At 72.0% G+C, this 23,521-nt stretch carries 21 protein-coding genes; 16 read left to right on the top strand and 5 right to left on the bottom strand.

Translation table 11 applies throughout. The features are described from left to right. Positions 1-23 precede the first annotated feature (23 nt). A complete protein-coding gene (locus tag NQO67_RS21860; RefSeq protein WP_255951793.1) occupies positions 24-944 on the bottom strand; it encodes a carbohydrate ABC transporter permease in 921 nt (306 codons plus the stop codon). After that, entirely contained in the window at positions 941-1,936 is a 996-nt protein-coding gene (locus NQO67_RS21855) for an ABC transporter permease (protein WP_374119050.1), read from the bottom strand. Before NQO67_RS21855 ends, NQO67_RS21860 begins: the two co-directional genes overlap by 4 nt. Before the next feature lie 316 nt (positions 1,937-2,252). On the opposite strand from NQO67_RS21855, the gene NQO67_RS21850 reads away from it, so the two are divergent. Together NQO67_RS21850 and NQO67_RS21845 are read left to right on the top strand one after the other, a co-directional pair. Continuing rightward, positions 2,253-3,290 carry a LacI family DNA-binding transcriptional regulator gene (locus NQO67_RS21850; RefSeq protein WP_255951792.1) on the top strand — a complete coding sequence of 346 codons (1,038 nt, stop codon included), beginning with the start codon at positions 2,253-2,255 and terminating at the stop codon, positions 3,288-3,290. A gap of 46 nt (positions 3,291-3,336) precedes the next feature. Then, complete coding sequence (locus NQO67_RS21845) at positions 3,337-4,341, top strand: acetylxylan esterase (protein ID WP_255951791.1); 1,005 nt, start codon at positions 3,337-3,339, stop codon at positions 4,339-4,341. A 263-nt stretch (positions 4,342-4,604) separates the two neighbouring features. Here the strand turns inward: NQO67_RS21845 and NQO67_RS21840 are convergent, their stop codons facing one another. Continuing rightward, complete coding sequence (locus NQO67_RS21840; RefSeq protein ID WP_255951790.1) at positions 4,605-5,984, bottom strand: MFS transporter; 1,380 nt, start codon at positions 5,982-5,984, stop codon at positions 4,605-4,607. 261 nt (positions 5,985-6,245) lie between these two features. Between NQO67_RS21840 and NQO67_RS21835 the strand changes: the two genes are divergently transcribed. From NQO67_RS21835 to NQO67_RS21785, 11 genes are all read left to right on the top strand, one after another. Continuing rightward, positions 6,246-7,730 (top strand): aldehyde dehydrogenase family protein, encoded by a 1,485-nt coding sequence (locus tag NQO67_RS21835; protein ID WP_374119049.1) that lies wholly within the window; start codon positions 6,246-6,248, stop codon positions 7,728-7,730. 145 nt (positions 7,731-7,875) lie between these two features. Continuing rightward, positions 7,876-8,856, top strand: a complete 981-nt coding sequence (locus NQO67_RS21830) for a VOC family protein (protein WP_255951789.1) — start codon at positions 7,876-7,878, stop codon at positions 8,854-8,856. Then, positions 8,853-9,665 (top strand): aspartate dehydrogenase domain-containing protein, encoded by an 813-nt coding sequence (locus tag NQO67_RS21825; RefSeq protein WP_255951788.1) that lies wholly within the window; start codon positions 8,853-8,855, stop codon positions 9,663-9,665. The genes NQO67_RS21830 and NQO67_RS21825 overlap by 4 nt, the downstream gene beginning before the upstream one ends. Positions 9,666-9,697: 32 nt before the next feature. Then, positions 9,698-10,480, top strand: a complete 783-nt coding sequence (locus tag NQO67_RS21820) for an alpha/beta fold hydrolase (protein ID WP_255951787.1) — start codon at positions 9,698-9,700, stop codon at positions 10,478-10,480. A gap of 9 nt (positions 10,481-10,489) precedes the next feature. Beyond that, positions 10,490-11,011, top strand: coding sequence for a cupin domain-containing protein (locus tag NQO67_RS21815; protein WP_255951786.1), 522 nt, complete (start codon positions 10,490-10,492; stop codon positions 11,009-11,011). Next, entirely contained in the window at positions 11,004-11,759 is a 756-nt protein-coding gene (locus NQO67_RS21810; RefSeq protein ID WP_308295685.1) for an SDR family oxidoreductase, read from the top strand. Before NQO67_RS21815 ends, NQO67_RS21810 begins: the two co-directional genes overlap by 8 nt. A gap of 19 nt (positions 11,760-11,778) precedes the next feature. Next, positions 11,779-12,555 carry an SDR family oxidoreductase gene (locus NQO67_RS21805; protein WP_255951785.1) on the top strand — a complete coding sequence of 259 codons (777 nt, stop codon included), beginning with the start codon at positions 11,779-11,781 and terminating at the stop codon, positions 12,553-12,555. 12 nt (positions 12,556-12,567) lie between these two features. Continuing rightward, entirely contained in the window at positions 12,568-14,193 is a 1,626-nt protein-coding gene (locus NQO67_RS21800; RefSeq protein ID WP_255951784.1) for a thiamine pyrophosphate-binding protein, read from the top strand. A gap of 51 nt (positions 14,194-14,244) precedes the next feature. Then, positions 14,245-15,189, top strand: a complete 945-nt coding sequence (locus NQO67_RS21795) for a PDR/VanB family oxidoreductase (protein WP_255951907.1) — start codon at positions 14,245-14,247, stop codon at positions 15,187-15,189. Positions 15,190-15,263: 74 nt separating this feature from the next. Continuing rightward, positions 15,264-15,491, top strand: a complete 228-nt coding sequence (locus NQO67_RS21790; RefSeq protein WP_255951783.1) for a recombinase-like helix-turn-helix domain-containing protein — start codon at positions 15,264-15,266, stop codon at positions 15,489-15,491. A gap of 2 nt (positions 15,492-15,493) precedes the next feature. Continuing rightward, the gene (locus tag NQO67_RS21785; RefSeq protein WP_255951782.1) at positions 15,494-16,510 is read left to right on the top strand and encodes a Rieske 2Fe-2S domain-containing protein; all 1,017 of its coding nucleotides are present in this window, start codon (positions 15,494-15,496) and stop codon (positions 16,508-16,510) included. A 56-nt stretch (positions 16,511-16,566) separates the two neighbouring features. Here the strand turns inward: NQO67_RS21785 and NQO67_RS21780 are convergent, their stop codons facing one another. After that, positions 16,567-17,100 carry a MarR family winged helix-turn-helix transcriptional regulator gene (locus NQO67_RS21780; RefSeq protein WP_255951781.1) on the bottom strand — a complete coding sequence of 178 codons (534 nt, stop codon included), beginning with the start codon at positions 17,098-17,100 and terminating at the stop codon, positions 16,567-16,569. A 156-nt stretch (positions 17,101-17,256) separates the two neighbouring features. Beyond that, the gene (locus tag NQO67_RS21775; RefSeq protein ID WP_255951780.1) at positions 17,257-17,937 is read right to left on the bottom strand and encodes a GntR family transcriptional regulator; all 681 of its coding nucleotides are present in this window, start codon (positions 17,935-17,937) and stop codon (positions 17,257-17,259) included. 311 nt (positions 17,938-18,248) lie between these two features. Between NQO67_RS21775 and NQO67_RS21770 the strand changes: the two genes are divergently transcribed. The 3 genes from NQO67_RS21770 (at position 18,249) to NQO67_RS21760 (ending at position 23,495) form a co-directional block, all read left to right on the top strand. Then, a complete protein-coding gene (locus tag NQO67_RS21770) occupies positions 18,249-19,634 on the top strand; it encodes an amino acid permease (protein WP_255951778.1) in 1,386 nt (461 codons plus the stop codon). Between the two features lie 55 nt (positions 19,635-19,689). Then, entirely contained in the window at positions 19,690-20,979 is a 1,290-nt protein-coding gene (locus NQO67_RS21765) for an aminotransferase family protein (RefSeq protein WP_255951777.1), read from the top strand. Positions 20,980-21,143: 164 nt separating this feature from the next. Then, complete coding sequence (locus NQO67_RS21760) at positions 21,144-23,495, top strand: SpoIIE family protein phosphatase (protein ID WP_255951776.1); 2,352 nt, start codon at positions 21,144-21,146, stop codon at positions 23,493-23,495. The last annotated feature ends 26 nt before the right edge of the window (positions 23,496-23,521 follow it).

Here is a 23,521-nt window from a genome sequence, read left to right as displayed (position 1 = left end):
AAGGGTGTGGATGCCGGGAGGGATCAGCCCTTGACGGCGCCGAGCATGACCCCGGAGACGAAGTACCGCTGGACGAAGGGGTAGACCGCCAGGATCGGCAGGGTGATGAGGACGATCGCCACCGACTGGAGGCTGGCGGCGGCGGTCACCGAGTCGGCCCTGTCGAAACCGACCGAGGTTCCCGAGGTCGCCCCGAAGATCAGGTTGCGCAGGTAGACCGTGACCGGGAAGAGTTCAGAGCGGTTCAGGTACAGGAACGCGCTGAACCAGGAGTTCCAGAAGGAGACCGCGTAGAAGAGCACCATCGTGGCCATCACGGCCTTGGACAGCGGCAGCACGATCCGCAGCAGGATGCCGTAGGTGCTCAGGCCGTCGATCGAGGCGGCCTCCTCCAGATCGGACGGCAGGCTCTCGAAGAACGCCTTCATCACCAGCAGGTTGAAGACACTGATCGCATTGGGCAGCACGATGGCCCAGATGGTGTTCTTCATGCCGAGGCTGTTGATCAGGATGTAGTTCGGGATCAGGCCGCCGGAGAAGAACATGGTGAACACGGCGACGCCGATCAGGAACTTGCGGCCGCGCAGGTCCTTCTTGGACAGGACGTACGCGTAGCAGGTCGTGAGGAAGAGCGCGATGACCGTTCCGACGACGGTGTAGACGATCGTGTTGCGGTAGTTCGTCCAGAACATCGAGTCGTGCATCAGGGCCTTGTAGGTCGTGAGGGTGAACCCACGGGGCAGCAGGTGCACCTGCCCGGCCCGGATGTAGTGGTCCGTGCTGAAGGAGCGGGCGACGATGTTGACGATCGGGTACAGCGTCGCCACGACCACCCCGGTCAGGGCGATCGCGTTGAACACCTGGAAGACCCGGTAGCCACGGCTGGGCCGCTGGAGCGAGCTCTTGTGCACCTCGCGCACGGCGCTGGTTTCGTCCAGGGTCACCACAGGCTCGTCTCCGTTACGCGGCGTGAGATGAAGTTTGCCGTCGAGATCAGCACCAGGCCGATCAGGGCCTCGAAGAGTCCGATGGCCGCGGCGTAGCTGTAGCTGTTGGAGTACACGCCCAGACGGAACAGATAGGTCGAGAGCACATCCGCCGTCGGATAGGTCAGGGGGTTGTACAGCAGGATGATCTTCTCGAACCCGACGGCCATGAACGTGCCGACGTTGAGGATCAGCAGGGTCACCATGGTCGGCCGGATGCCGGGCAGCGTCACGTGCCAGGTCTGCTTCCAGCGGTTGGCGCCGTCGATGCGGGCCGCCTCGTAGAGGTTGTCGTCGATGGAGGTGAGCGCGGCGAGGTAGAGGATCGTCCCCCAGCCCACCGTCTGCCACACCTCGGACGAGACGTAGATCGAGCGGAACCAGCCGGGCTGCTGGATGAAGAGGATGGGCGCGTGCCCGAATCCGTCCAGGGCCTGGTTCACGGGACCGTCGGCGGACAGGAACTGCATCACGACGCCGACCACGATCACCGTGGACAGGAAGTGCGGCAGGTAGGAGATCGACTGCACCCAGCGCTTGAGGAAGCGGGTGCGGACCTCGTTGAGCAGCAGCGCGAGGACGACCGGCAGCGGGAAGCAGACGACCAGGGTCAGCGCGCCGAGGACCAGGGTGTTGGTGAACACGGTCCAGAACGAGGGGTCGTTCAGGAACATGTTCACGTACCGCATGCCGACCCACTGCTCGCCGAACATGCTGCCGCCGGGCTGGAACCGTCTGAAGGCGATAATGTTTCCGGCCATCGGCAGGTACCGGAAGACCACGAAGAAGGCGAGCGGGAGCACCGCCAGCGAGTACAGCTGCCAGTCGCGGCGCAGCGACTGACGCCACGTACGGCGCCGTCCGCGCACCGGGGCACGCGCCGCGTCGGGGGTCGCCGGCCGCCCCGGAGGCGCGTCAGATGACGGTTTCGCCGTCTTGATCGTGCTCAACCTCGAAGGCCTCTCATGGGGTATGGGGCGTCCGGAGCAGGAGAAACACGCGAACGCCGACGCTTTCCCTGGGGTGGCATCGAAGACCTTCCAGAAAGCGCCGTAGGACTGGCAGGCTGAAATGTTTCGAAAGTTCCGATTAACGTGCCGGGAGCCTAGAAAGCCAGCGGAAGGGGTGTCAAGAGGCCGGACCCTGCAATTTCTTCGCCCCCCGAGGTCAACTGCCATGTTGGATTGCCGCCAACCTGGCTTACAGTGTGCCTCGATCCGGGGGGTGGGTTACCGAAAATTTTCGTCAACTAGCGTAAGGGCTTCCTTGACCAGTTCCGAACCAGCAGCCAAGCCTCGCGCAGCGACGATCACGACCATCGCTCGTGAGGTCGGCGTCTCCGTGGCGACCGTCTCCAAGGTCCTCAACGGACGCGCCCATGTGGCGCCTGAGACCAGGGCGCGGGTTGAGGCCAGCCTGGACCGCCACCACTACCGCCGTCCGCGGCGCCGCCATCCGGCCAGGTCCGGCACGGCCCATCTGGTGTTCCACGAGTTCGACCCGGTGTGGGCGATGGAGATCATCCGCGGTGTGGAGGCCGCGTGCGCCACCGCCGAGGTCGAGCTGGTGCTGTCCCAACTGCGCGGACGGCACCGCCCGCCGGACGCCTGGCTGGACACCATCCTCAGCCGCCAGCCGCTGGGCGTCCTGTTCGTGGGGTGCGGCCCGACCCGCACCCAGCAGGACCAGCTGCGCAGGCAGCGCATCCCCTGCGTCACCGTGGACACCGACAGCGCGACCTCCGCGTCGGTCCCCACCGTCGGCTCCAACAACTGGAACGGCGGCCTCATCGCGGCCCGCCACCTGCTGAAGCTGGGGCACCGCCGCATCGCGGTCATCTCGGGCCCCGAGGACCTGCTGTGCAGCAAGGCGCGGGTCGACGGGTTCCGTTCCGCGCACGACGAGGCGGGTCTCGCGGTGGATCCGGCGCTGGTGCGGTACGGCACGTTCTACCTCGATGCCGGATACACCCACGCCATGGAGCTGTTGCGGCTGCCCGACCCGCCGACCGCGATCTTCGCCGGTTCCGACACCCAGGCCATGGGCGTGATGCGGGCGGCCCGGCGGCTCGGCCTGCGGCTGCCGGACGACCTGTCCGTCGTCGGGTACGACAACCTGCCGGTGTCCGCGTGGATCGAGCCCCCGCTCACCACGGTCGACCAGCCGCTGAGGGACATGGCCGGCACCGCCGTGCGGATGCTGCTCGACCTCGCCGGCGAGGTGGAGCTGACGAGCAGCCGTATCGACCTCGGCACCGAACTCGTCGTACGCGAGAGCACCGCACCGCCCGCCCCGGGCCGCTGACCCCGCCTTCTTCCCGCCCCCGCACGTCCACGAAAGGCCACCGCACGTGCCGCTCTTCGACCTCCCCCTCGACCAGCTGGAACGTTACGCCCCCGAGGTGCGCGAACCGGCCGACTTCGACACGTTCTGGCACACCACGGTGAAGGAGGCCGGAACGTATCCGGTGCTCGTCGACGTCCGTCCGGTGGACACCGGGCTGCGCATGCTGGAGTCCTGGGACGTGACGTTCGCCGGCTTCGGCGGCGATCCGGTCCGCGGGTGGTTCACCCGGCCCCGCGGTGTGCCGGAGCCACTGCCCGCGGTCGTCGAGTACCTGGGGTACGGGCGCGGTCGCGGCATGCCGCACGAGCGGCTGACCTGGGCGGCGGCGGGCTACGCGCATCTGCTGATGGACAGCAGGGGCCAGGGCGACCAGTACGGGTGCGGCGGCGACACCCCCGATCCGCACGGCGGCACGCTCGGTGGCCCGGGCGCGGTGGTGCGCGGCATCCACGCGCCGCACACCTATTACTACCGGCGGCTGATCACCGACGCGGTGCGGGCCGTCGACGCGGTGCGGGAGCTGCCGGGCGTCGACCCGGCGCGGGTGGTCGCGCTGGGCAACAGCCAGGGCGGCGGGCTCGCCCTCGCGGTGGCCGGTCTGGTGCCGGACCTCGCCGCGCTGCTGGTCTCCGCGCCCTTCCTCTGCCACATCCAGCGCGCCGTGGAGATCACCGACGCGGATCCCTACGGCGAGATCGTGCGCTACCTGGCCGTGCACCGGGAGGCGGAGGAGGAGGTGCGCCACACGCTGTCCTACGTGGACGGCGTGTCGTTCGCCCGCCGGGCGACGGCGCCGGTGCACGCGGGGACGGGGCTGCGGGACACGGTGTGCCCGCCCAGCACGGTGTTCGCCGCGTACAACCAGTACGGCGCGGCAACGGCCGCCGCAACGGAAGCGTCCCCGGCGCGGACCATCCACGTGTACCCCTTCAACCACCACGAAGGCGGCGAGGCGGTGCACACCCAGCGCCAGCTGCGGTGGCTCGGCGACCGCCTCGGCACCCGCTAGCAGGGCACCTGGCCACCCGTTACGGCAAACCTTCGGCGCGGGGGAACCGGACGGTGGCGCCGTGGCTTCCTTCCTGACGACCGAGCGGCGTGGCCGTCGCACCATCGGTGGCAGCGGGAAGGGTGGACATGTCACGACGAACGAAGATCGTGCTCATCGTGGGGACGGCGGGGCTCGCCCTGCTGGTCCTGGCCGTGCTGTACGCGCCCTACTGGATCATGGCCTGGGCGGACAACGAGAAGTGACGACCCGGGGCACGGGCGTCAGGAGTTGAGCTCCTCCAGCGTCCTGCCCTTCGTCTCGACGGCGAACAGGGCGATGACCGCGCCCACCGCGGCCACGCAGGCCAGTTGCGTGAAGACCAGCGACAGGCTGCCGCCCGCACCGAGGATGGCGCCGACGGTGATCGGGCCGATGATGACGCCCAGCCGGTTCCACAGTCCGCCGAAGGCGGCGCCCTTGGCGCGGTTGCGCGTCGGGTACAGCTCCGGCGAGTACAGGTAGAGCCCGGCGTTGATCGCGTACACGAAGAACGTGGTGCAGGACGCCAGCACCGCGACCTGGCCGCCGGAGACGGCACCGGTCAGGGCGAGGGAGCCGAGGGTCAGTGCGGTGCCGCCGAGCGCGACCGCCAGCGTCGGCCGGCGGCCCGCCCGGTCGATCACCAGGGCGACGACCAGGGTGCCGAGCAGCCCGGTGACGTTGCTCCACAGCGTGTAGACCAGGGCGGTGGTCAGGTCCAGGCCGAAGTACCTGGTGTACAGGGACGGCAGCCACGTGGAGATGCCGTGGTTGACGTAGTACGCGACGAACCACAGGCCCGAAAGGACGGTGGTGCGGCGCAGGTAGCGCCCGGTGAACAGCTCCCGCAGGCGTCCCGAAGAGGCTCCCGGGTCCTCGGCCGGGGCGGCGGCCGGCTGGGGGAGCCGGGGCAGGGGCGCGGCGGTGGCACGGGCCACCTCCCCCTCGATCCGGGCGATGACCTGCTCGGCCTCCGCGGTCCGCCCGCGCGCCAGCAGCCAGCGCGGCGACTCGACGACCTGCCGGGGGAGCACGGCGGCGAGCAGTGCCGGCAGCGCGCCGATCACGAACATCGCCCGCCAGCCGAAGTGCGGGACCACCCACACGGCGACCAGGGTCGCCGCGGCCAGACCGGCGGGGAAGATCATCTCGTAGAGGAGCACGAAACGGCCGCGGCGGTCCGCGCGCGAGATCTCGTTGATGTAGGTGGCGGCGACGGGGACGACGCCGCCGATGCCCAGGCCCTGGACGAAGCGGAACAGCGAGAACACCTCGATGCCGCCGGACGCGGCGACCGCGAGGCTGGCGAGCGAGGTGACGGCGACCCCGAGCGTGACGGTCCGCACCCGGCCGATCCGGTCGCCCAGCCATCCGGCGACCAGGGCGCCCAGGAGCATGCCGACCGAACCGGCGGTCACGGCGAAGGTGCCCTGCCCGGTGCTCAGGTGCCAGTCCCGGGTCAGCACGGGCAGCGCGGACGCGGACAGCAACTGGTCGAACGCCTCGAAGAAGGTGACGGTGCCGATCAGGAGGCGGACCTTGACGTGCCAGCGGGAGTGCGGCAGTCGTTCGAGCCGCGCGGCTACGGAGCCCACATCGGGCCGGCCGGCCACAGTCGTCATGAAGAGTCCTTCCGCACACGGTCAAGTTCCCGAGACAGTAGAAGGAGCTACCTAAGTGGTCAATAGTTAAGGGCAAAAGTAATTTGATCCGCTCCAGGTCTTGCGGTTCGAGATAGTTAAGGGCTTAGATATCAAAGGCTGAGGGGTAAGCGGTCCGGGCCCAACGTGCCCCGGCGTGCCCCTCGCACCCGCCGTTTGCGCGGCGTGCCTCGCGCCCGCCCTCTTCGCCCTTGCCCGCTGCCGTCGTCCTGGAGGTCCGTCGTGCCCGGCTTCCCCACCCACCTCCTGATCGCAGGACGGGAGCGCCCCGGCTCGGGCGCTCCGCTCGACACCGTGGACCCGGCCACCGGGGCGGTCCTCGCCACCCTCCGGGCGGCATCGGTGGACGACGTCGACGAGGCGGCGCGGGCCGGCGCGCAGGCGGCCGCCGACCCGCGCTGGCGCGGGTTGCTGCCGCACCAGCGCGCCCGGTTCCTCTACCGCATCGGGGAGCTGATCGAGGACGCCGCCGACGAGGTCTCCGCCGTGCAGACCGCGGACACCGGCAAGACGTTCGCCGAGACCCGGGCCCTGGCCCTGAGCGCCGCAGCGACCTTCCGCTACACGGCGGCGGCGCTGGAGACGGCCCAGGACTCGATCACCCCGTCACGCGGTGACTACGTCACGATGAGCGTGTACGAGCCGATCGGTGTCGTCGCGGCCATCAACCCGTGGAACTCGCCGATCGCCAGCGACGCGCAGAAGACCGCCCCCGCGCTCGCTGCCGGGAACGCCGTCCTCCTCAAGCCGGCCGCCTGGACGCCGCTGGTCTCCCTCGTGCTGGGCCGGCTGATCACCCGGGCGCTGGACGAGTTCGACCTGCCGAGGGCCCTGGTGTCGGTGCTGCCCGGCAGCGGCCGTGAGGTCGGCGCCGCGCTCGCCGGCCACCCGCTGGTCGGCCGGATCGGGTTCACCGGCGGCACGCAGACCGGTCGGGCCATCGCCGCGGTCGCCGCCGGCAAGCTGATCCCCGCAACGCTGGAGCTGGGCGGCAAGTCCCCCACCATCGTCCGGGCGGACGCCGACGTCCGGCAGGCCCTGGCGGGGGTGATGTTCGGGATCTACTCCTCCAGCGGTCAGTCCTGCATCGCCGGGTCGCGGCTGTTCGTGGCACGTGAGATCTACGACGCGTTCGTCGGCGAACTCGTCGAGCGGGTCGGCCGGCTGCGCGTCGGACCCGGCACCGCCCCCGACACCCAGGTCGGCCCGCTCGTGCACCACCGGCACCGGGACAGCGTCGCCGCCTACGTGGACCTCGCACGCGAGGAGGGCGGCCGGGTGCTGTGCGGTGGTGCGGTACCGGACGGCGAGGAGTACCGCGACGGCGCCTACTACCTGCCGACCGTCATCGACCGGCTGCCGAACTCCGCCCGGGTGTGCCAGGAGGAGATCTTCGGCCCGGTGCTGGTCGCCCTGCCCTACACGGACGAGGACGACCTGGTCCGCCAGGCCAACGACTCGGTGTACGGCCTGGCGTGCGGCATCTGGACCCGCGACCACCGGGCCGCCTGGCGACTGGCGCGCCGGATCGACGCGGGAACGGTCTGGATCAACACGTACAAGCAGTTCAGCATCTCCACCCCGTTCAGCGGGATGAAGGACAGCGGGGTCGGCACCGAAAAGGGCCGTGACGCAATCCGCGCCTACCAGCGGCAGAAGTCGCTGTACTGGGGCACGTCGGACGCGCCGCTGCCCTGGGCCGGTTGACCGGCGCGGCCCGCTCGCCCGGTCGTTCGGCGCCGCTCGGCCCGCCCGCCCAGGGCCCGTCGGGCCCGGCCGCCCTCTCCCGCGCTTCTCCCGCTCCCGCTCCTCCTCGCCCTGCCCTGCCCGCCCTCTGACCCCGGAGACGGCCATGCCCCATCCCCCCATCGCCCGGCTGCGTGCGCTGCGCTCGGTCGAGCTGCTCACCCCCGAGTTCGCCGAGGCCGCCGACTTCTACGCCGAAGCCTGGGGCCTCACGGTCGTGGCGTCCGAGGACGACGCCGCCTGGCTGCGGGGCACCGGCGAGCAGCACCACGCCCTGCACCTGACGCGTGCGGACCGCGTAGGCCTGGGCCGGATCTCCTTCGCGGTCGCCACCCCCGCCGAGGTGGACGAGGCGGCCCGCCGGCTGCTCGCTCGCGGCATCACCCCGGTGGCCGGGCCCGGCCGCCTCGACCAGGTGGGCGGCGGCTACGGCCTGCGCTTCACCGACCACGAAGGACGGCTGATCGAGCTGTCCGCCGAGACCTGGGCCGTGCGCGCCGGCAACCGGGACGAGGCGGTGCCGGTCGGCGTGACCCACGCGGTCCTCAACACCGGCGACATCGACGCCGCCGTCGCCTTCTACTGCGACGTCCTGGGCCTGCGCGTCTCCGACTGGTCGGAGCACCAGATGGCCTTCCTGCGCTGCAACGCCGACCACCACTGCATCGCCTTCAACCAGGCCGGATGGGCGTCGCTGAACCACGTCGCGTACGAGATGCGCTCCGTCGACCACTTCATGCGGGGGCTCGGCCGGCTGCGGCACCACGGCATCACCCCCGAGTGGGGGCCCGGCAGGCACGGTCCCGGCGACAACACGTTCTCCTACTTCACCGACCCGACGGGCCTGGTGTGCGAGTACACCTCCGAAGTCGCCCAGGTGGTCGAGGACCGCTGGATCGCCAAGGTGTGGCGGCGCACCCCCGAACTGTCCGACCTGTGGGGCACCGCGGGCGCCCCCTCCCCGGAGATCCGCTGCCACATGGCCGGCACCCCCGACCCCGGCCCGCTCGCCACCCGCACCGACACCCTCACCCGCACCGACACCCCTGAGGGCACCGCCCCCGCCGCCGAGGAGGCCTCCGCATGACCACCGCCGCCGTACGAGCGGCCCGCAGGGTCGGCGTGGTCGGCTGGGGCGCCATCGGCCGTGTCGTCGGCTCGGCGCTCGCCGCACAGGCCGTCCCCGGCGCCGCGTTGGAGTGCATCGTCGACAACCGCCCCCTCGGGGACGGCGCCCCCGCACCCCAGACCACCTTCGACGAGGCCCTGCGGCGCTGTGACCTGATCGTGGAGGCGGCCGGGCAGGGCGTGGTGCGCGAGTGGGGTGAACGGGTGCTGGCCTGCGGTGTCGATCTGCTGGTCGCCTCCACCGGCGCCCTGACCGACCAGGAGCTGGCCAAGCGGCTGCTCGACGCGGGCCCCGGCCGGGTGTACTTCACCGGCGGAGCCGTCGGCGGACTCGACCTCCTCCAGGCCGTACGCGCCCTCGGCCCGCTGGACGACGTACGGCTCACCACCACCAAGCTGCCGTCCACCCTGGAACAGCCCTGGATGGGGGAGGCGTTGCGCACCCGGCTGCGCACGGCGAGCGGTCCCGTCGAGGTCATGTCGGGCACCGCACGGGACGTCCCGGCGAAGTTCCCCAAGTCGACCAACGTGGCCGCCTCGGTCGCGCTGGCCGTCGGGGACGCGGACGCCGTCCGGGTCCGGGTCGTCGCCGATCCCGCGGCCGAGCACACCCGGCACGTCGTCGAGGCCACGGGCGCCCACGGCTCCTACCGGTTCGAGGTCGCGCACCTGCCGGACCCGGGCAACCCGGCCACCAGCCAGGTCGTGCCCTACGCGGTGCTGCGCAGCCTGGCGGCCCTGGCCGGGCGTTCGGGGCTGATCCTGTGACGGCTGCCGACCCTGTGACGGGTGTTGATCCTGTGACGGCGGCCGTGCACGTCGCAGAGGCCGGCGACCAGGGGCCCCTGCTGCTGTGCCTGCACGGCATCGGCTCCTCGTCGGCCGCGTTCGCGCCCCAGCTCGCCGAACTCGGGCGCTGCGCGCGCGTCGTGGCCTGGGACGCCCCCGGGTACGCCCGGTCGCCCGACCCGGACGGTCCGCTCGGCCTCGACGACTACGCGGACACGGCCGCCGGCCTGATCCGTGCGCGCGGCGGGAGCGCCCACGTGCTGGGCGTGTCCTGGGGCGGCGTGATCGCGCTCAGGCTCGCGGTCCGCCACCCGGAGCTCGTCGACTCGCTGATCGTCGCCGACTCCAGCCCGGGCTCCGGCACCGACCCGGCGAAGGCGGCAGCGATGCGGGCACGGGTCACCGATCTTGCCGAGGTCGGGCCCCGCGCGTTCGCCGCGGCGCGCGCCCCTCGGCTGCTCTCCGAGCAGGCGCCCGACGCGCTGGTCCGGCGGGTCACCGACACCATGGCGCACGCCGTCCGCCTGCCGGGCTACGGCCACGCCGCGGAGTCGATGGCCGCGGCCGACCTGCGCGGCGAGCTCTCCCGGATCACCGCGCCGGCGCTCGTGCTCTGCGGCGAGCAGGACCGCGTCACGGGCGTCGACGCCTCCCAGGTGCTCGCCGGCGCCCTCCACAAGTCCGCCTACGTGATCGTCAAGGACGCCGGTCACCTGGCCAACCAGGAGCAGCCCGCGCGCTTCAACGCCTGGGTGCTCTCCCACCTCCGCATCACCGCACGCATCCCCGACTAGGAGGCCACGATGCCCCTGACCAGCACCGCATACGACAACGGCGACGACCTCGCCGCGTTCACCGACTCGCTGATCGCGACCAAGGACTCCCGCGAGCCGGACTGGAACACCCTCGCCTTCCAGGCGAAGGCCGGTGACCAGTACCGCCGTGCGCAGATCCGCTATGTCGGCTCCGGCGCCACCGGCAACCACGAGGGCGACAACCGGATCATCCCCTCCGGCGGGTTCACGTTCTCCAACATGCTGCTGCCGCCCGGCGCCGAGGGCCCCGAGCACACCCACCACGACGTCGAGGAGGCGTTCTTCGTCCTGGAGGGCCGAGTGCGGGTCGGCATCCACCGCGGCAGGGACGAGGTGGAGTACCGCACCCTCGGCTACCGCGACATGATCGTCGTACCGGCCGGCGTGGCCCGTTCGCTGAAGAACGAGGGCGACACCGACGCGCTGTTCTGCGTCGTCATCGGCACCCGGAAGCCGCAGGTGCCGACGTACCCCGAGCACTCCCCGATGCACGGCGTCACCCGTGACTGAGCAGGCCACGACCGGCCCCCGGACCGTCGTCGTCACCGGCGCCGGCCGTGGCCTGGGCCTCGCCATGGCGCGCCGGGCCGGCGCCGACGGCTTCCGGGTCGTCGTCGCCGAGGTCGACGCGGACCGGGGCGCACGCGCGGCGGAGGGCCTGCGGACGGAGGGGATCGACGCCCACTGCGTACCGTGCGACGTCGCCGATCCGCAGTCCGTCGCGCGACTCGCCGCCCGGGTGGCCGAACTCGGCCCGCTGTACGGCCTCGTCAACAACGCGGCGCTCGCCAACGGCGTGGGCGGCAAGGAGTTCCAGGACATCGACGTGGCGACCTGGGACCGCCTGATGGCGGTCAACGCGCGCGGCCCGTGGCTCGTCGCGAAGGCGCTGCACCCGCTGTTCGGGCCGGTGGGCCGCATCGTGAACATCGCCTCGGACGCGGCGCTGTACGGCTCCCCGCGGCTGGCCCACTACATCGCGTCGAAGGGCGCCGTCATCGCCCTCACCCGGGCCATGGCGCGGGAGCTGGGGGAGCGCGGCATCACCGTGAACGCGCTGGCGCCCGGGCTCACCGAGTGCGAGGCGACCGAGGCCGTCCCGGCCGAGCGGCACGGCGTCTACGCGGCGAACCGGGCGATCCCGCGGCCGCAGCAGCCCGAAGACCTGGTCGGCCTCGCCGCCTTCCTGCTCTCCGAGGAGTCCCGCTACCTCACCGGACAGGTGATCGCCGTCAACGGCGGCTTCACCATGAACTGACGTACTGGAGAACACCGCCATGGACCTTGACCTCGCCGACCGGACCTACCTGGTCACCGGAGGCAGCTCGGGCGTCGGCCTGGCCACGGTCCGCGCCCTGCTCGACGAGGGCGCCCGCGTCGCCACCTGCGGGCGCGACGCCGACCGGCTCGCGGGAATCGGCTCCCACGACCGGCTGTTCACGGCCACCTGTGACGTGCGCGACGCCGCCGCCGTGCAGGCCTTCGTGCGGGCCGCAGCCGACGCGTTCGACGGGCGGATCGACGGGCTCGTCAACAACGCGGGGCAGTCCCGCATGAAACGGCTCGACGAGACCACCCGGGACGACTGGCGCGACGAGCTGGACCTGAAGTTCTCGGGCGTGCTCCACCCCGTGCAGGCGGCCCGGCCGTACCTGACGGCGTCCGACGCGGCGTCCGTCGTCAACGTCAACGCCGTCCTCGCCAAGCAGCCCGAGCCCCGGCTCATCACGACCAGCGCCGCACGCGCCGGCATCCTCAACCTCTCCAAGTCGCTCGCCACCCAGCTCGCCGCCGACGGCATCCGGGTCAACTCCGTGTGCCTGGGCCTGATCGACACCGGCCAGTGGACCCGCCGCCACGCCGCCGCCGGCACCCGGCTCGGCTATCCGCAGTGGCAGGCGCAGCTCGCCGCCGACCGGGGGATCGCGCTCGGCCGGCTCGGGCGGGCCGAGGAGGTGGCGTACGCCATCGTCACGCTGCTCTCGCCGCGCGCCTCGTACATCACCGGTACCAGCATCGACGTCTGCGGCGGCGTCGGCCGCTCCATCCTCTGAGGAGATCTCACCATGCGTTACGACAACGGCGGCGATCTCCTCGTCGCCGTCCTACGGGAACTCGGCGTCGACACCGTCTTCGGCGTCGTCAGCGTGCACAACCTGCCGCTCGTGGCGGCCGTCGACCGGGAGCTGCGGTTCGTGCCGGTGCGCCACGAGGCGTCCGCCGTGAACGCGGCCGACGGCTACGGGCGGGCACGCGGCGGCATCGGCTGCGCCCTGACCTCCACCGGCACCGGCGCCGGCAACGCCGCCGGCTCACTGATCGAGGCGCTCAGCGCGGGCACCTGCGTGCTGCACGTCACCGGGCAGGTGGAGAGCCGGTACCTGGGCAGCGGGCGCGGCTTCATCCACGAGACCAGGGACCAGCTGGGCATGCTGGCGGCGGTCTCCAAGCACGCCGCCACCGTGCCGTCCGCTCAGGACGCGGGCCGGGTCCTGCGCGAGGCGGCGCACGCGGCGCGTACCGCACCGGGCGGGCCCGCGAGCGTGGAGTGGCCGATCGACCTCCAGTACGCGGCCCAGACCGACACGGCGACGCAGCGCGGCACGCGTGACGTGCCCACCCCGACACGGGGCGAACTCGATGCCGCGGGCACCCTGCTGGCGTCCGCGCGCCGCCCCCTGGTCTGGGCGGGCGGCGGCGCCACCCGGGCCGGTACCGAGCTGGCCGACCTGCTGGCCGCGACCGGCGCCGGACTGCTCACGTCGAACTCCGGCCGCGGCACGGTGCCCGAGGACCACCCGCAGGTCATCGGCAACTTCGCCACCACCCCCGCGGTGCGCGCCCTGCTCGGCGACGCCGACGTGCTGCTGACCGTCGGCACCCACTTCCGCTCGAACGAGACGGCCGACTACGGCCTGAAGCTGCCCGAGAAGCACATCCAGGTCGACCTCGACGCTGCGGCGCTGGGCCGGGTCTACCCGACGACCCACCCGCTGCACGGGGCGGCGACCGACGTCCTCACCGCGCTGCTGCCGCACGCACGCCCGGCCGAACAGGCCTGGACGGACCGGATCCGCACGGTACGCGGGGACGTGCGGACCGTGCTGCACGAGAACATCGGGCCCCAGGCGGCGATCTGCGACGCGCTGCGTGCCGCGCTGCCGCGCGAAGCCGTCGTCGCCCGTGACGTCACCATCGCGTCGAGCAGTTGGGGCAACCGGCTGCTGGAGATGTACGACCCGCGCGCCAACGTCTTCCCACGCGGCGGCGGCATCGGGCAGGGCCTGGGCATGGGCATCGGAGCGGCGCTCGCCCGGCCGGCCACGCCCACCGTCGTCATCGCGGGCGACGGCGGCCTCGCCGTCCACCTCGGGGAACTGCTCACCCTCGCCCAGGAACGCCCCCGGCTCACCCTGGTCGTCTTCAACGACGCCGGCTACGGCGTGCTGCGCAACATGCAGGACGCGCACAGCGAGCGCCGCTCCGGCGTCGACCTCACCACCCCCGACTTCGAGCAGCTCGCCGCCGCCTGCGGGCTCCCGTACCTGCGGATCGCCGCGGCCGAGCACGCCCGTCCGGTGATCGACGAGGCCGTCGGCTCGGCAGGACCGTGCCTCGTCGAGGTCGACCTGACGGCGCTCGGCCCCATGAAGAACCCGTTCACGCCGCCCGTGAAGATCCACGGCCAGTGAGGGGGAGGGCCCGACATGAACAGGATCAGCGAGGCCGGCGGGACCAGCGAGATGAGCGAGGCCGGCGAGACGTCGATGCAGCTGATCGTGCATCGCATGACCTGGGAAGCCGACGGGGTGCTGAGCGTCGAGCTGACCGACCCGGCGGGCAAGCCCCTCCCGGCCTGGGAGCCCGGCGCCCATGTCGACGTCGAAGTGGGCGGCCGGATCCGCCAGTACAGCCTCTGCGGCGACCCCTGCGACACCACCGTGTACCGGATCGGGGTGCTCCACGAGGCCGCCTCGCGCGGCGGGTCACGTTACGTGCACACCCGGCTGCGACCCGGGCAGACCGTCACGGTCCGCGCGCCGCGCAACCACTTCGCGCTGGAGGACGCCCCCGGGTACGTGTTCGTGGCCGGCGGCATCGGCATCACACCCCTGCTGGCCATGGCGCGCGAGGCCGCACGCCGCGGTGGGGCCTGGCGCATGGTGTACGGCGGTCGCAGCCGCGCCTCGATGGCCTTCACGGACGAACTGGACGCGCTGCACGGTGACGTCACCCTCGTCCCGCAGGACGAGCGGGGGCGCATCGACCTGGACGCCGCGCTCGCCGGGTTGCCCGCCGGCACGCTCGTCTACGCCTGCGGCCCGGAGCCGCTGCTCGCCGCCGTGGCGCAGCGGTGCCCCGCCGAGCTGCTACGCCTGGAGCGCTTCGCGGCCCCGACGGTGGAGCACTCCGGCGGCGACTCGGCCTTCGAGGTCGAGTGCCGCACCTCGGGACGCACGCTCACCGTCGCCGCCGGCACCTCGATCCTGCGGGCCGCTGAGGACGCCGGGATCAGCGTCGCCAGCTCCTGCCGCGAGGGAATCTGCGGCTCCTGCGAGACCCGGGTGCTCGCCGGCACCCCCGAGCACCGTGACTTCCTGCTCAGCGAGGCCGAACAGGCGGCGAACGCGACCATGATGATCTGCGTCTCCCGCTGCGCCGCCGACCGCCTCGTGCTCGACCTGTGAGACCCGTCAGACCTGTCAGACCCGTCAGACCTGTCAGCCCTGTGAGACCGACCGTTCGACCGTGGGAGGCCCTGATGACCACCACCGCCTGGCCCTACCTGGACCCGCACCAGTCCCGTACGCACGAACCCACCCCCTACGAGTACAAGCTGGCCGCCACCCTCGAAGAGATCTTCCATGCCGACGGCCACGAACTCGACGACGTCGTACGCGGGCTGAACGCCCGCCAGATCCGCACCCCCGACGGCGCCCCCTGGACCGAGGAGTCCTTCCGCGCCGAGATGCACCGCCTGGGAGCCTGACCATGGCCCTGACCACCGCCGCCACCGCCGCGCACATCTACGCCACCGGCCTGCGCAACCAGTGGCACGCCGTCGTCCCGTCCCACTTCGTCGCGCCCGGCGCCCTGCGCAGGGTCACCGCGCTCGGCGAACGGTGGCTGCTGTTCCGCCGCTCCGACGGCACCCTTTCGATGCTCGCCGACCGCTGCCCGCACCGCGGCGCGCCGCTGTCCCTGGGCAGGCACCTCGGAGACCGGGTCGCCTGCTGGTACCACGGCGTCGAGGTCGCGACCGACGGCACCGTCGCTTCGGTGCCGGGCCTGCCGGGCTGCAACCTGGAGGGCAGGAAGCTGGTCGCCGCGCCGCCGGTCCGCGAGGTCGCCGGCGCGATCCTCGCCTACTTCGGCGACGAGCAGCACCCGGAACCGGTCGAGCTGACCCTCCCCGAGCCGCTGACCGACCCCGACGTCGAGCCGATCCTGTGCTACGCCGAGTGGAACGTGCCGTGGCGGTACGCCATGGAGAACCTGCTCGACCCCATGCACGGCGCGTTCCTGCACCACGACTCGCACACCATGTACGACGGGGACACCACGGCGAAGTTCCGCATCCGCGAGACGGACCGGGGCTACTTCTTCGAGAAGACCGACCAGCGGGGCGTCAACTTCGACTGGGTCGAGCTGTGCCGCACCGGCGTCGACTGGGTGGACCTGTCGATCCCGTACCCGCCCTCCGCGGGCCCCGGCGGCCCCTTCGGCATCGTCGGCATGGCCTGCCCGGTCGACGCCGAGCGCACCGGCGTCTTCTTCTGGCGCTACCGCCGCGTGCAGGGCTGGCAGCGTGACACCTGGCGCTTCCTCTACCGGACGCTCATCGAGGCGCGGCACTGGGAGGTGCTCGAACAGGACCGCGTCATGCTGGAGGCCATGCCGGCCGACGCCGACCAGCGGGAGAACCTCTACCAGCACGACCTGGGCGTGGTGCGGCTGCGCCGGATGTACCGGGCGCAGGCGGAGGAGCAGTCGGCGGTGACCGGGTGAGCCGATGGTGCAACGCCCAGCCGGCGTGAGCGACGTTTCCCGGTCGGCCGGCTCGCTCAGCCGGCCGGCTCCTCGTCGGAGGCGAGGATCGAGTGCTCCAGCTTGCGCAGCAGCCGGGCGAGCTGGCGGCACTCGGACGGGGACATCTCGCCGAGCATCCGGCGCTCGTTGTCGAGGTGCTCGGCGAACACCTCGTCCACCCTGGCCAGTCCCTCGTCGGTGAGCCGTGAGTACACCACGCGTCGATCGTCCGCGTCCCGCTCGCGCACGATCAGCCCGTCCTTCTCCAGCCGGTCGATCCGCAGCGTGACACCGGCCGACGACACCAGGCCCGAGTCGGCGAGCTGGCCCGCGGTCAGCCGGTACGGCTCACCGGAGCGCCGTAGCGCGGTCAGTACGTCGAAACCGGCCACCGAGAGCCCGTGACGTTCGATGGAGGCGGTGAGCCGGGTGCTGTAGCGCAGGAACGAGCGGTGCAGCCGGGCCAGCACGTCCAGCGGAGCCGTGTCCAGCTCGGGGCGCTCGCGTGCCCAGTCCTCGATGATCTTCGCCACGGCGTCCCGATCGGCCGTCGCCCTGCGCTGCGCCACCCAGTCCCCTCACCCGACCCGACCCGCACGACCCCGCCCGCTCGACGGCCCCGGCGTGTTCGTATCCCTCAGCCCTGAGAATCCTACCCCTGAGACGGATTCCCGCCGGCCGGTGTGGGACCGGAAGTGGACGGCCTGCGCGCCGCTTCGCCCCGGTCACCCCTGGCCGTTGCCGGCCGCCAGGATCCGCTGGACCTGGTCGGCGTTGGTCGCGATGTGGTGGCTCGCCGCACGCTGTGCGCCCCGCGGGTCGCCGGCCCGGATCGCCGCCATGAGCGGTACGTGCTCGGCCAGCACCCTGCTCGGGTTCTCGTACTCACGCTCGTGGGCGGAGAGCGCCATCAGGTAGAACCGGAGCTCCCGGGTCAGCCCCGCGTAGAAGGCGTCGATGCGACGGTTGCCGAGGGTCGCCACGATCGCCGCGTGCAGGGCCAGGTCCGCCGCCACGATGGCGGCGCGTTCCATGGACGCGGCCACTTCGGCGAGGTGGTCGTGGGCCGCCTCGACCATCGCGAGCCGTCCGTCGCGCAGCGGTCGTGCCAGCGCCGCCGTTTCCAGGTGCTCGCGTGCCGCGTACAGCTCGGCGACGGTCTCGGACGTCGGCGAGATGATCATCGCTCCGCGGTTCGCCTCGAAGCGGACGAGACCGCCGAGTTCGAGAAGGCGGACGGCCTCGCGCACGGTGTTGCGCGCGATCCCGAGTTCGGTGGCGATCGCGCTCTCCCGAAGGCGCTCGCCCGGGCGGAAGGCCCCTGCGAGGATCCGGTCCGAGAGCCCGTCAGCGACCTGCTGAGCGGTGGTGGTCCGGCGGACCACCAGTCCGTCGAGTGCCGTCATGCCGGCATCGTAACCAGCACCTGCCTCTGGCATACAACAGTAGGACTGTTCTACAGTCTCGCCTTCAACAGGCCATTCATCCATCCGCTCGATGTCGTCCTGTGACCGTGGCGCCCGGTCGTCCGTCGCAGGCGACCCATGAGCGCGGTCACCCACCAGCCGCCCATGCCGAGCGACCGGACTGCCCCGCATGCGAACCCGCAGGCCGGGGCAGGCGAGCACACGCACATGCCCGGACGCGCACCCCAGCCATGAACGCCGCGTCGCAGCTGCGACCGCGCGGCAACGACGCCGCAGGAAGGCTCAGAACAGTGCAGGAAGCCCACGAGCTCACCCCAGAGCAGCATGCCGACGCACCCAGGACCACCCTCAGGCAGCGGCACGTCCGGATGATCGCCCTCGGCGGCATCGTCGGTGCCAGCCTCTTCGTCGGTAGCGGAGCGGTCATCCACACCGTGGGGCCGGCGGCGATCCTCTCCTACGCCATCGGCGGTCTCCTCGTCATCCTCGTCATGCGGATGCTGGGGGAGATGGCCACCGCCCAGCCCACGCTCGGTTCGTTCATGGAGTACGCCCGTACCGCGCTCGGCGGCTGGGCCGGCTACACGATCGGCTGGCTCTACTGGTACTTCTGGGTCGGTGTCGTGGCCTTCGAGGGGGTCGCGGGGGCCAAGCTGCTATTGCTGTGGATACCCGGTGTGCCGCAGTGGGTCTTCTCGCTGGTGCTGCTGATGCTGCTCACCGCGACCAACCTGGTCTCCACCCGCTCCTTCGGCGAGACCGAGTTCTGGCTGGCGTCCGTCAAGGTCGCCACGATCGTCGTCTTCCTGCTGACCGGCACCCTCTTCGCCCTCGGCCTCTGGCCCGACGGCGAGATGACGGTCGGCAACGTCGCCCGGGACGGATTCGCCTCCCAGGGCGTCGCCGCGATCCTGCACGGCGTGGTGCTGGTGATCTTCGCCTATGTCGGCACCGAGATCGTGACCATCGCGGCGGCGGAGTCCGACGACCCGGTGAGGTCGGTGACGAAGGCGACCGCCTCCACGGTCTGGCGCGTGATCATCTTCTACGTCGGTTCGGTGACCCTGCTCGTGATGATCACCCCGTGGGACCAGGTCCCGACCCAGACCAGCCCCTACGCGGCGGCCTTCGGCAAGATGGGCATCCCCGCCGCGACCACCGTCATCAACGTCGTGGTCCTCACGGCCGTGCTGTCGGTCCTCAACTCCGGCCTCTACACCGCGTCCCGCATGCTGTTCGCTCTCCAGCGCAACAACTGGGCGCCCCGCTGGGTCGCCGACCGCAGCCGCAAGGGAGTCCCGTGGAAGGCCATCCTGGCCTGCACCTCGGTCGGCTACGTCGCCGTCGCCATGAGCTACGTCGCCCCGGACACCATCTTCGACTTCATCATCAACTCCGCCGGCGCCGTCGGGCTGTTCGTCTACGCGATCATCGCCGGCTCGCAGCTGCGCATGCGCAGCCGGCTGGAACGCGAGTCCCCGGAGCTGCTCCGCCTGCGCATGTGGGGCTACCCGTACCTGAGCTGGATCACGCTGGCGGCCATCCTGGTGGTGGTGAGCTCCATGCTCCTGGTCCCCGACGCCCGCTCGCAGCTCTACCTCAGCGTGGTGAGCCTGGCCGCCATCCTCGCCACGTACCTGCTCGTACGGCGCCTGGGGAGCGGCCAGCGCGCCTGACCCGCGACCCCGTTGCCCCGTCCCGCCCCCGCACCACCCCACGGAGATCGACAACATGACCCAGGAGAACGCCCCCGTCCTGTCCGGGCCCGCCCTGTGGAGCGCCCAGGCCCATCTCCCCTCCGTCCTGGGGCGACAGCTGACCGTCGAACGCGCCGAAGGGAGCTACGTCTTCACCAGCGACGGCCGCCGTCTCTTCGACGGCACCGCAGGGCTGTGGCACGCCAACGTCGGGCACTGCCGGCCCGAACTCGCCGAGGCCGCCTACGAGCAGATGCGGCGCCTGGAGACGTACCACATCTTCGGCCGCTACCTGAACGACCAGGCCGTCGAGCTCGCCGAGCGGCTGGCCGCGCTCTCCCCCGTCTCCGACCCCAAGGTCATCCTGAACAGCGGCGGCAGCGACGCCATCGACGTCGCCTGCAAGCTCGCCCGCCGGCACTGGCAGCAACGCGCCGGCCGCACCGGCAAGACGGTCATCCTCAGCCGCGAGTTCGCCTACCACGGCCTGCACGCCTACGGCACCAGCATCACCGGGCTCGACTTCAACCGGGACGGCTACGGCACCGAGTCCCTGGTCCCGGAGACCGCCCGGGTCTCCACGTACGACATCGACGCGGTCGAGCGCACCGTGCACGAGATCGGCGCCGGGAACATCGCGGCCCTGGTGGCCGAGCCGATCCAGGGCACCGGCGGTGTCATCCCGCCCGCCCCCGGCTACCTGGAGGGCCTCCAGCGGATCTGCCGCGAGAACGACATCCTCTTCATCGTCGACGAGGTCATCACCGGCTTCGGTCGCACCGGGCACATGTTCGCCACCGAGCGCTACGGACTCCAGCCCGACCTGATCACCTTCGCCAAGGGCATCACGTCGGGGTACGTCCCGCTCGGCGGTGTCCTGGTCGCGCCGCACATCTGGCAGTCCTTCTACCGGGACGCCCCCGACACGCCGACCTTCCGGCACGGCGCCACCTACGCAGGCCACGCCACCGCGGCGGCCGTCGCCCTGCGCAACCTCGACATCCTCGACGAGGACAAGCTGCTGCCCCGGGTGGCCGAACTGGAACGGCTCCTGGCCGGCGAGCTCCAGGGCCTCACGGCCCGTGCCTCGGTCGTCGAGACCCGGGTGGCCGGTCTCCTCGGCGGCGTCGCGCTCACCGACGGCGTCAGCGCCGAAAGGGTCACCGACGAACTCGTCGAGCACGGCTTCGTCAGCCGCCCGCTGCGCGGGAACACCGTCCAGATCAGCCCGCCGTTCATCACCACCGACGACGAGATCCGGCAACTCGTCGCCGCCATCGACACGGTCCTCGCCACCCAAGAGGCGTCATCGAGCGGAATGTAACAGGACATAAGGGGTAAGTCAGAATACCCTGGGTCAGGTCCGCACGGCGTTCTGTGCCCCGGAGGCCCCCATGCGACGAATCGGCAGTGCCCTGCCGCGCGGTGGGGACGTGCTGCGCCCGCTGGCGCCGGACCGCGTCCAGGCGATGGCCGCGGTGTGAGGCCATGACGGACCCGGAGGCGCTCATGCTCCTCGACGACAGCGGCCGGGTGACGCGGTGGGAGCCCGCCGCACAGGAACTCTTCGGGTGGTCGGCCGACGAGGCGGTCGGCCGGCCCGTCGCCACCCTGATCCCGGACCCGGACACCGACGCCGGGCGGGAGCAGGCGGAGTCCCTCGCATCGGCCCAGGTGGCGATCCGGCCGGTCGTCGCGGGTGCGGCCGTGACGTGGGAGGTGCAGGCCCGGGCCACGGTGGTGGGCAGCCGGGACGCGGCCGTCCTGGGGGCGCTGTTCCGGCAGGCCCCGGTCGGCCTGCACATCCTCGACCCGGACCTGCGGGTGGTCCGGATGAACATCGCGACCCGGGCGCTGCGCGACGTGCCGGCCGCAGACGTGATCGGTAGGAAGTTCACCGACGCGTACCGGCTGGACGAACCCGAGGTGCAGGAGGCCGTCGCACGCCGTGTCCTTCAGACCGGGGAGCCGGCCATGGACCACCTGGTGCGAGCCTCCCTGAAGGTGCGCCACGGCCGGCGCCGCCGGGCGGTGTACTCCGCCTCCCTGTTCCGTCTGGAGGGCCCGCGGGGCGAGGTGCTGGGCCTGGTGGCGTCGGCGGTCGACGTCACCGAGCGGGAGGCCACCCGCGGCCGTCTCGCCGTGCTGGACACGGTGCGCGAGCGGGTCGGGCAGCGGCTGGACGTCGTCGCGGTCTGCCAGGAACTGGTGGATGCCGTGGTGCCCGCCTTCGCGAGCATCGTGGTGGTCGAGGTGGTGGACGACGTGGTGCGGGGCGAGGCGCCACCGTTGGTGCCCCTCGCGCCGGACGTCCCCCTGCGGCGCGCGGCCTTTCGCGGGGTGACGTCCGCCCACCCCGTCGGCGACGTGCGCCAGCTCCCGGCCGGCACCCCCTTCTCGCAGGTGCTGTTCGACCTCCGGCCACGGCTCGTGCCCATCGAGGAGCACAGCCCGTGGCTGGACGCCGACCCCGCACGGGCCTCGGCCATCCGCGCCTCCGAAGCCCATTCGCTGATCGTGGCGCCGCTGGCCGTGCGCGGCGAGGCGCTCGGCGTGGTCAGCTTCTACCGGCACGGCTCGGCCGACGCCTTCGACGAGCACGACCTCCGGCTCGCGCTGGACATCTGCGCCCACGCCGCGCTGTGCGTCGACAACGCCCGGCGCTACACCCGGGAGCGCACCATCGCGGCCACCGTCCAGCGCCGGATGCTCCCGCAGCGGCCCCCGTCCCGGACGACGGCGCTGGAGACCGTGCACATCCATCTGCCGGGCACCGAGGGCGCGGGCGCCTGGTTCGACGTGATCGCCCTGCCGGGCGCCAGGACGGCGCTGGTCGTCGGGGACGTCGGCGGCCAGGGCATCGAGGCGGCGACCACGATGGGGCAGCTCCGTACGGTGATCCACTCCCTTGCCGCCCTGGACGTGGAGCCGGACGAGCTGCTGGCCCGGCTGAGCGACACCGCCACCCGGCTGGCCGCCGAACGGGCGGAGCTGCCCATGGCCGATCCGCTCCGCCGGGAGCCGGTCACCGCGGGCTGCATCGTCGCGGTCTACGACCCGGTGGAGCTGACGTGCACCATCGCCAGGGCCGGCTCCCCGGAGCCGGTCGCCGTCCTCCCCGACGGTTCCGTGCGGACCCTCTCCGCGCCGGCCGGGCCCTTGCTGGCGGGGGGCGGTGACGACGCCCCGTACCCCGCGACGACCGTCGCGGTGCCCGCGGACAGCACCCTCGCGTTCTGCACCGCCGCCCTGGCCGCCGACCTCCTCGTGGAGACCGGAGCACTGCGCAGGACCCTCGAACGGTACGGCCTGCGTCCGCTGCGGGAGCTGTGCGACACCGTGACGTACGCGGTCACCGACGACAGCCGTCGCGGCAACGCCCTGATGCTGCTGGCACGCACCTCGGACTTCCCCGCCGGGCAGGTACTGGACCTGGACCTGCCGGCGGGTCCGGAGGCGGGGCCCGCGGCCCGGCAGGGGGCGCGTCGCCAGCTGGCCGAGTGGGGCCTTGACGAGGAGACCGCGTTCACGGCCGAGCTGGTGGTCAGCGAACTCGTCGGCAACGCGGTGCGCTACGGCGAGCCACCGCTGCGCCTGCGCCTGATCCTGGATCAGTCCCTGACCTGCGAGGTCCGGGACACCGGCGCCAGCGCGCCGCGCGTCAAACACGCCCGTACGGTGGACGAGACCGGCCGCGGGCTGTTCATCATCGCGCACATCGCCGACCAGTGGGGCACCCGCTACCACCCGGGAGGCAAGACCATCTGGGCGGTGCTCGAACTCTCGCCACGGCGGCGCGAGGCCCGCCCGTCGACGCTGGGATTCGCCGTCGACGACTGAGCCGGGGCGGGCTGCCCGGGGCCTCT

Source organism: Streptomyces odontomachi, assembly GCF_024435355.1.
Classification (GTDB): domain Bacteria; phylum Actinomycetota; class Actinomycetes; order Streptomycetales; family Streptomycetaceae; genus Streptomyces; species Streptomyces odontomachi.
The sequence above is the reverse complement of the archived record's forward strand: the minus strand, read 5'-3'. Positions and strand labels throughout refer to the sequence as shown.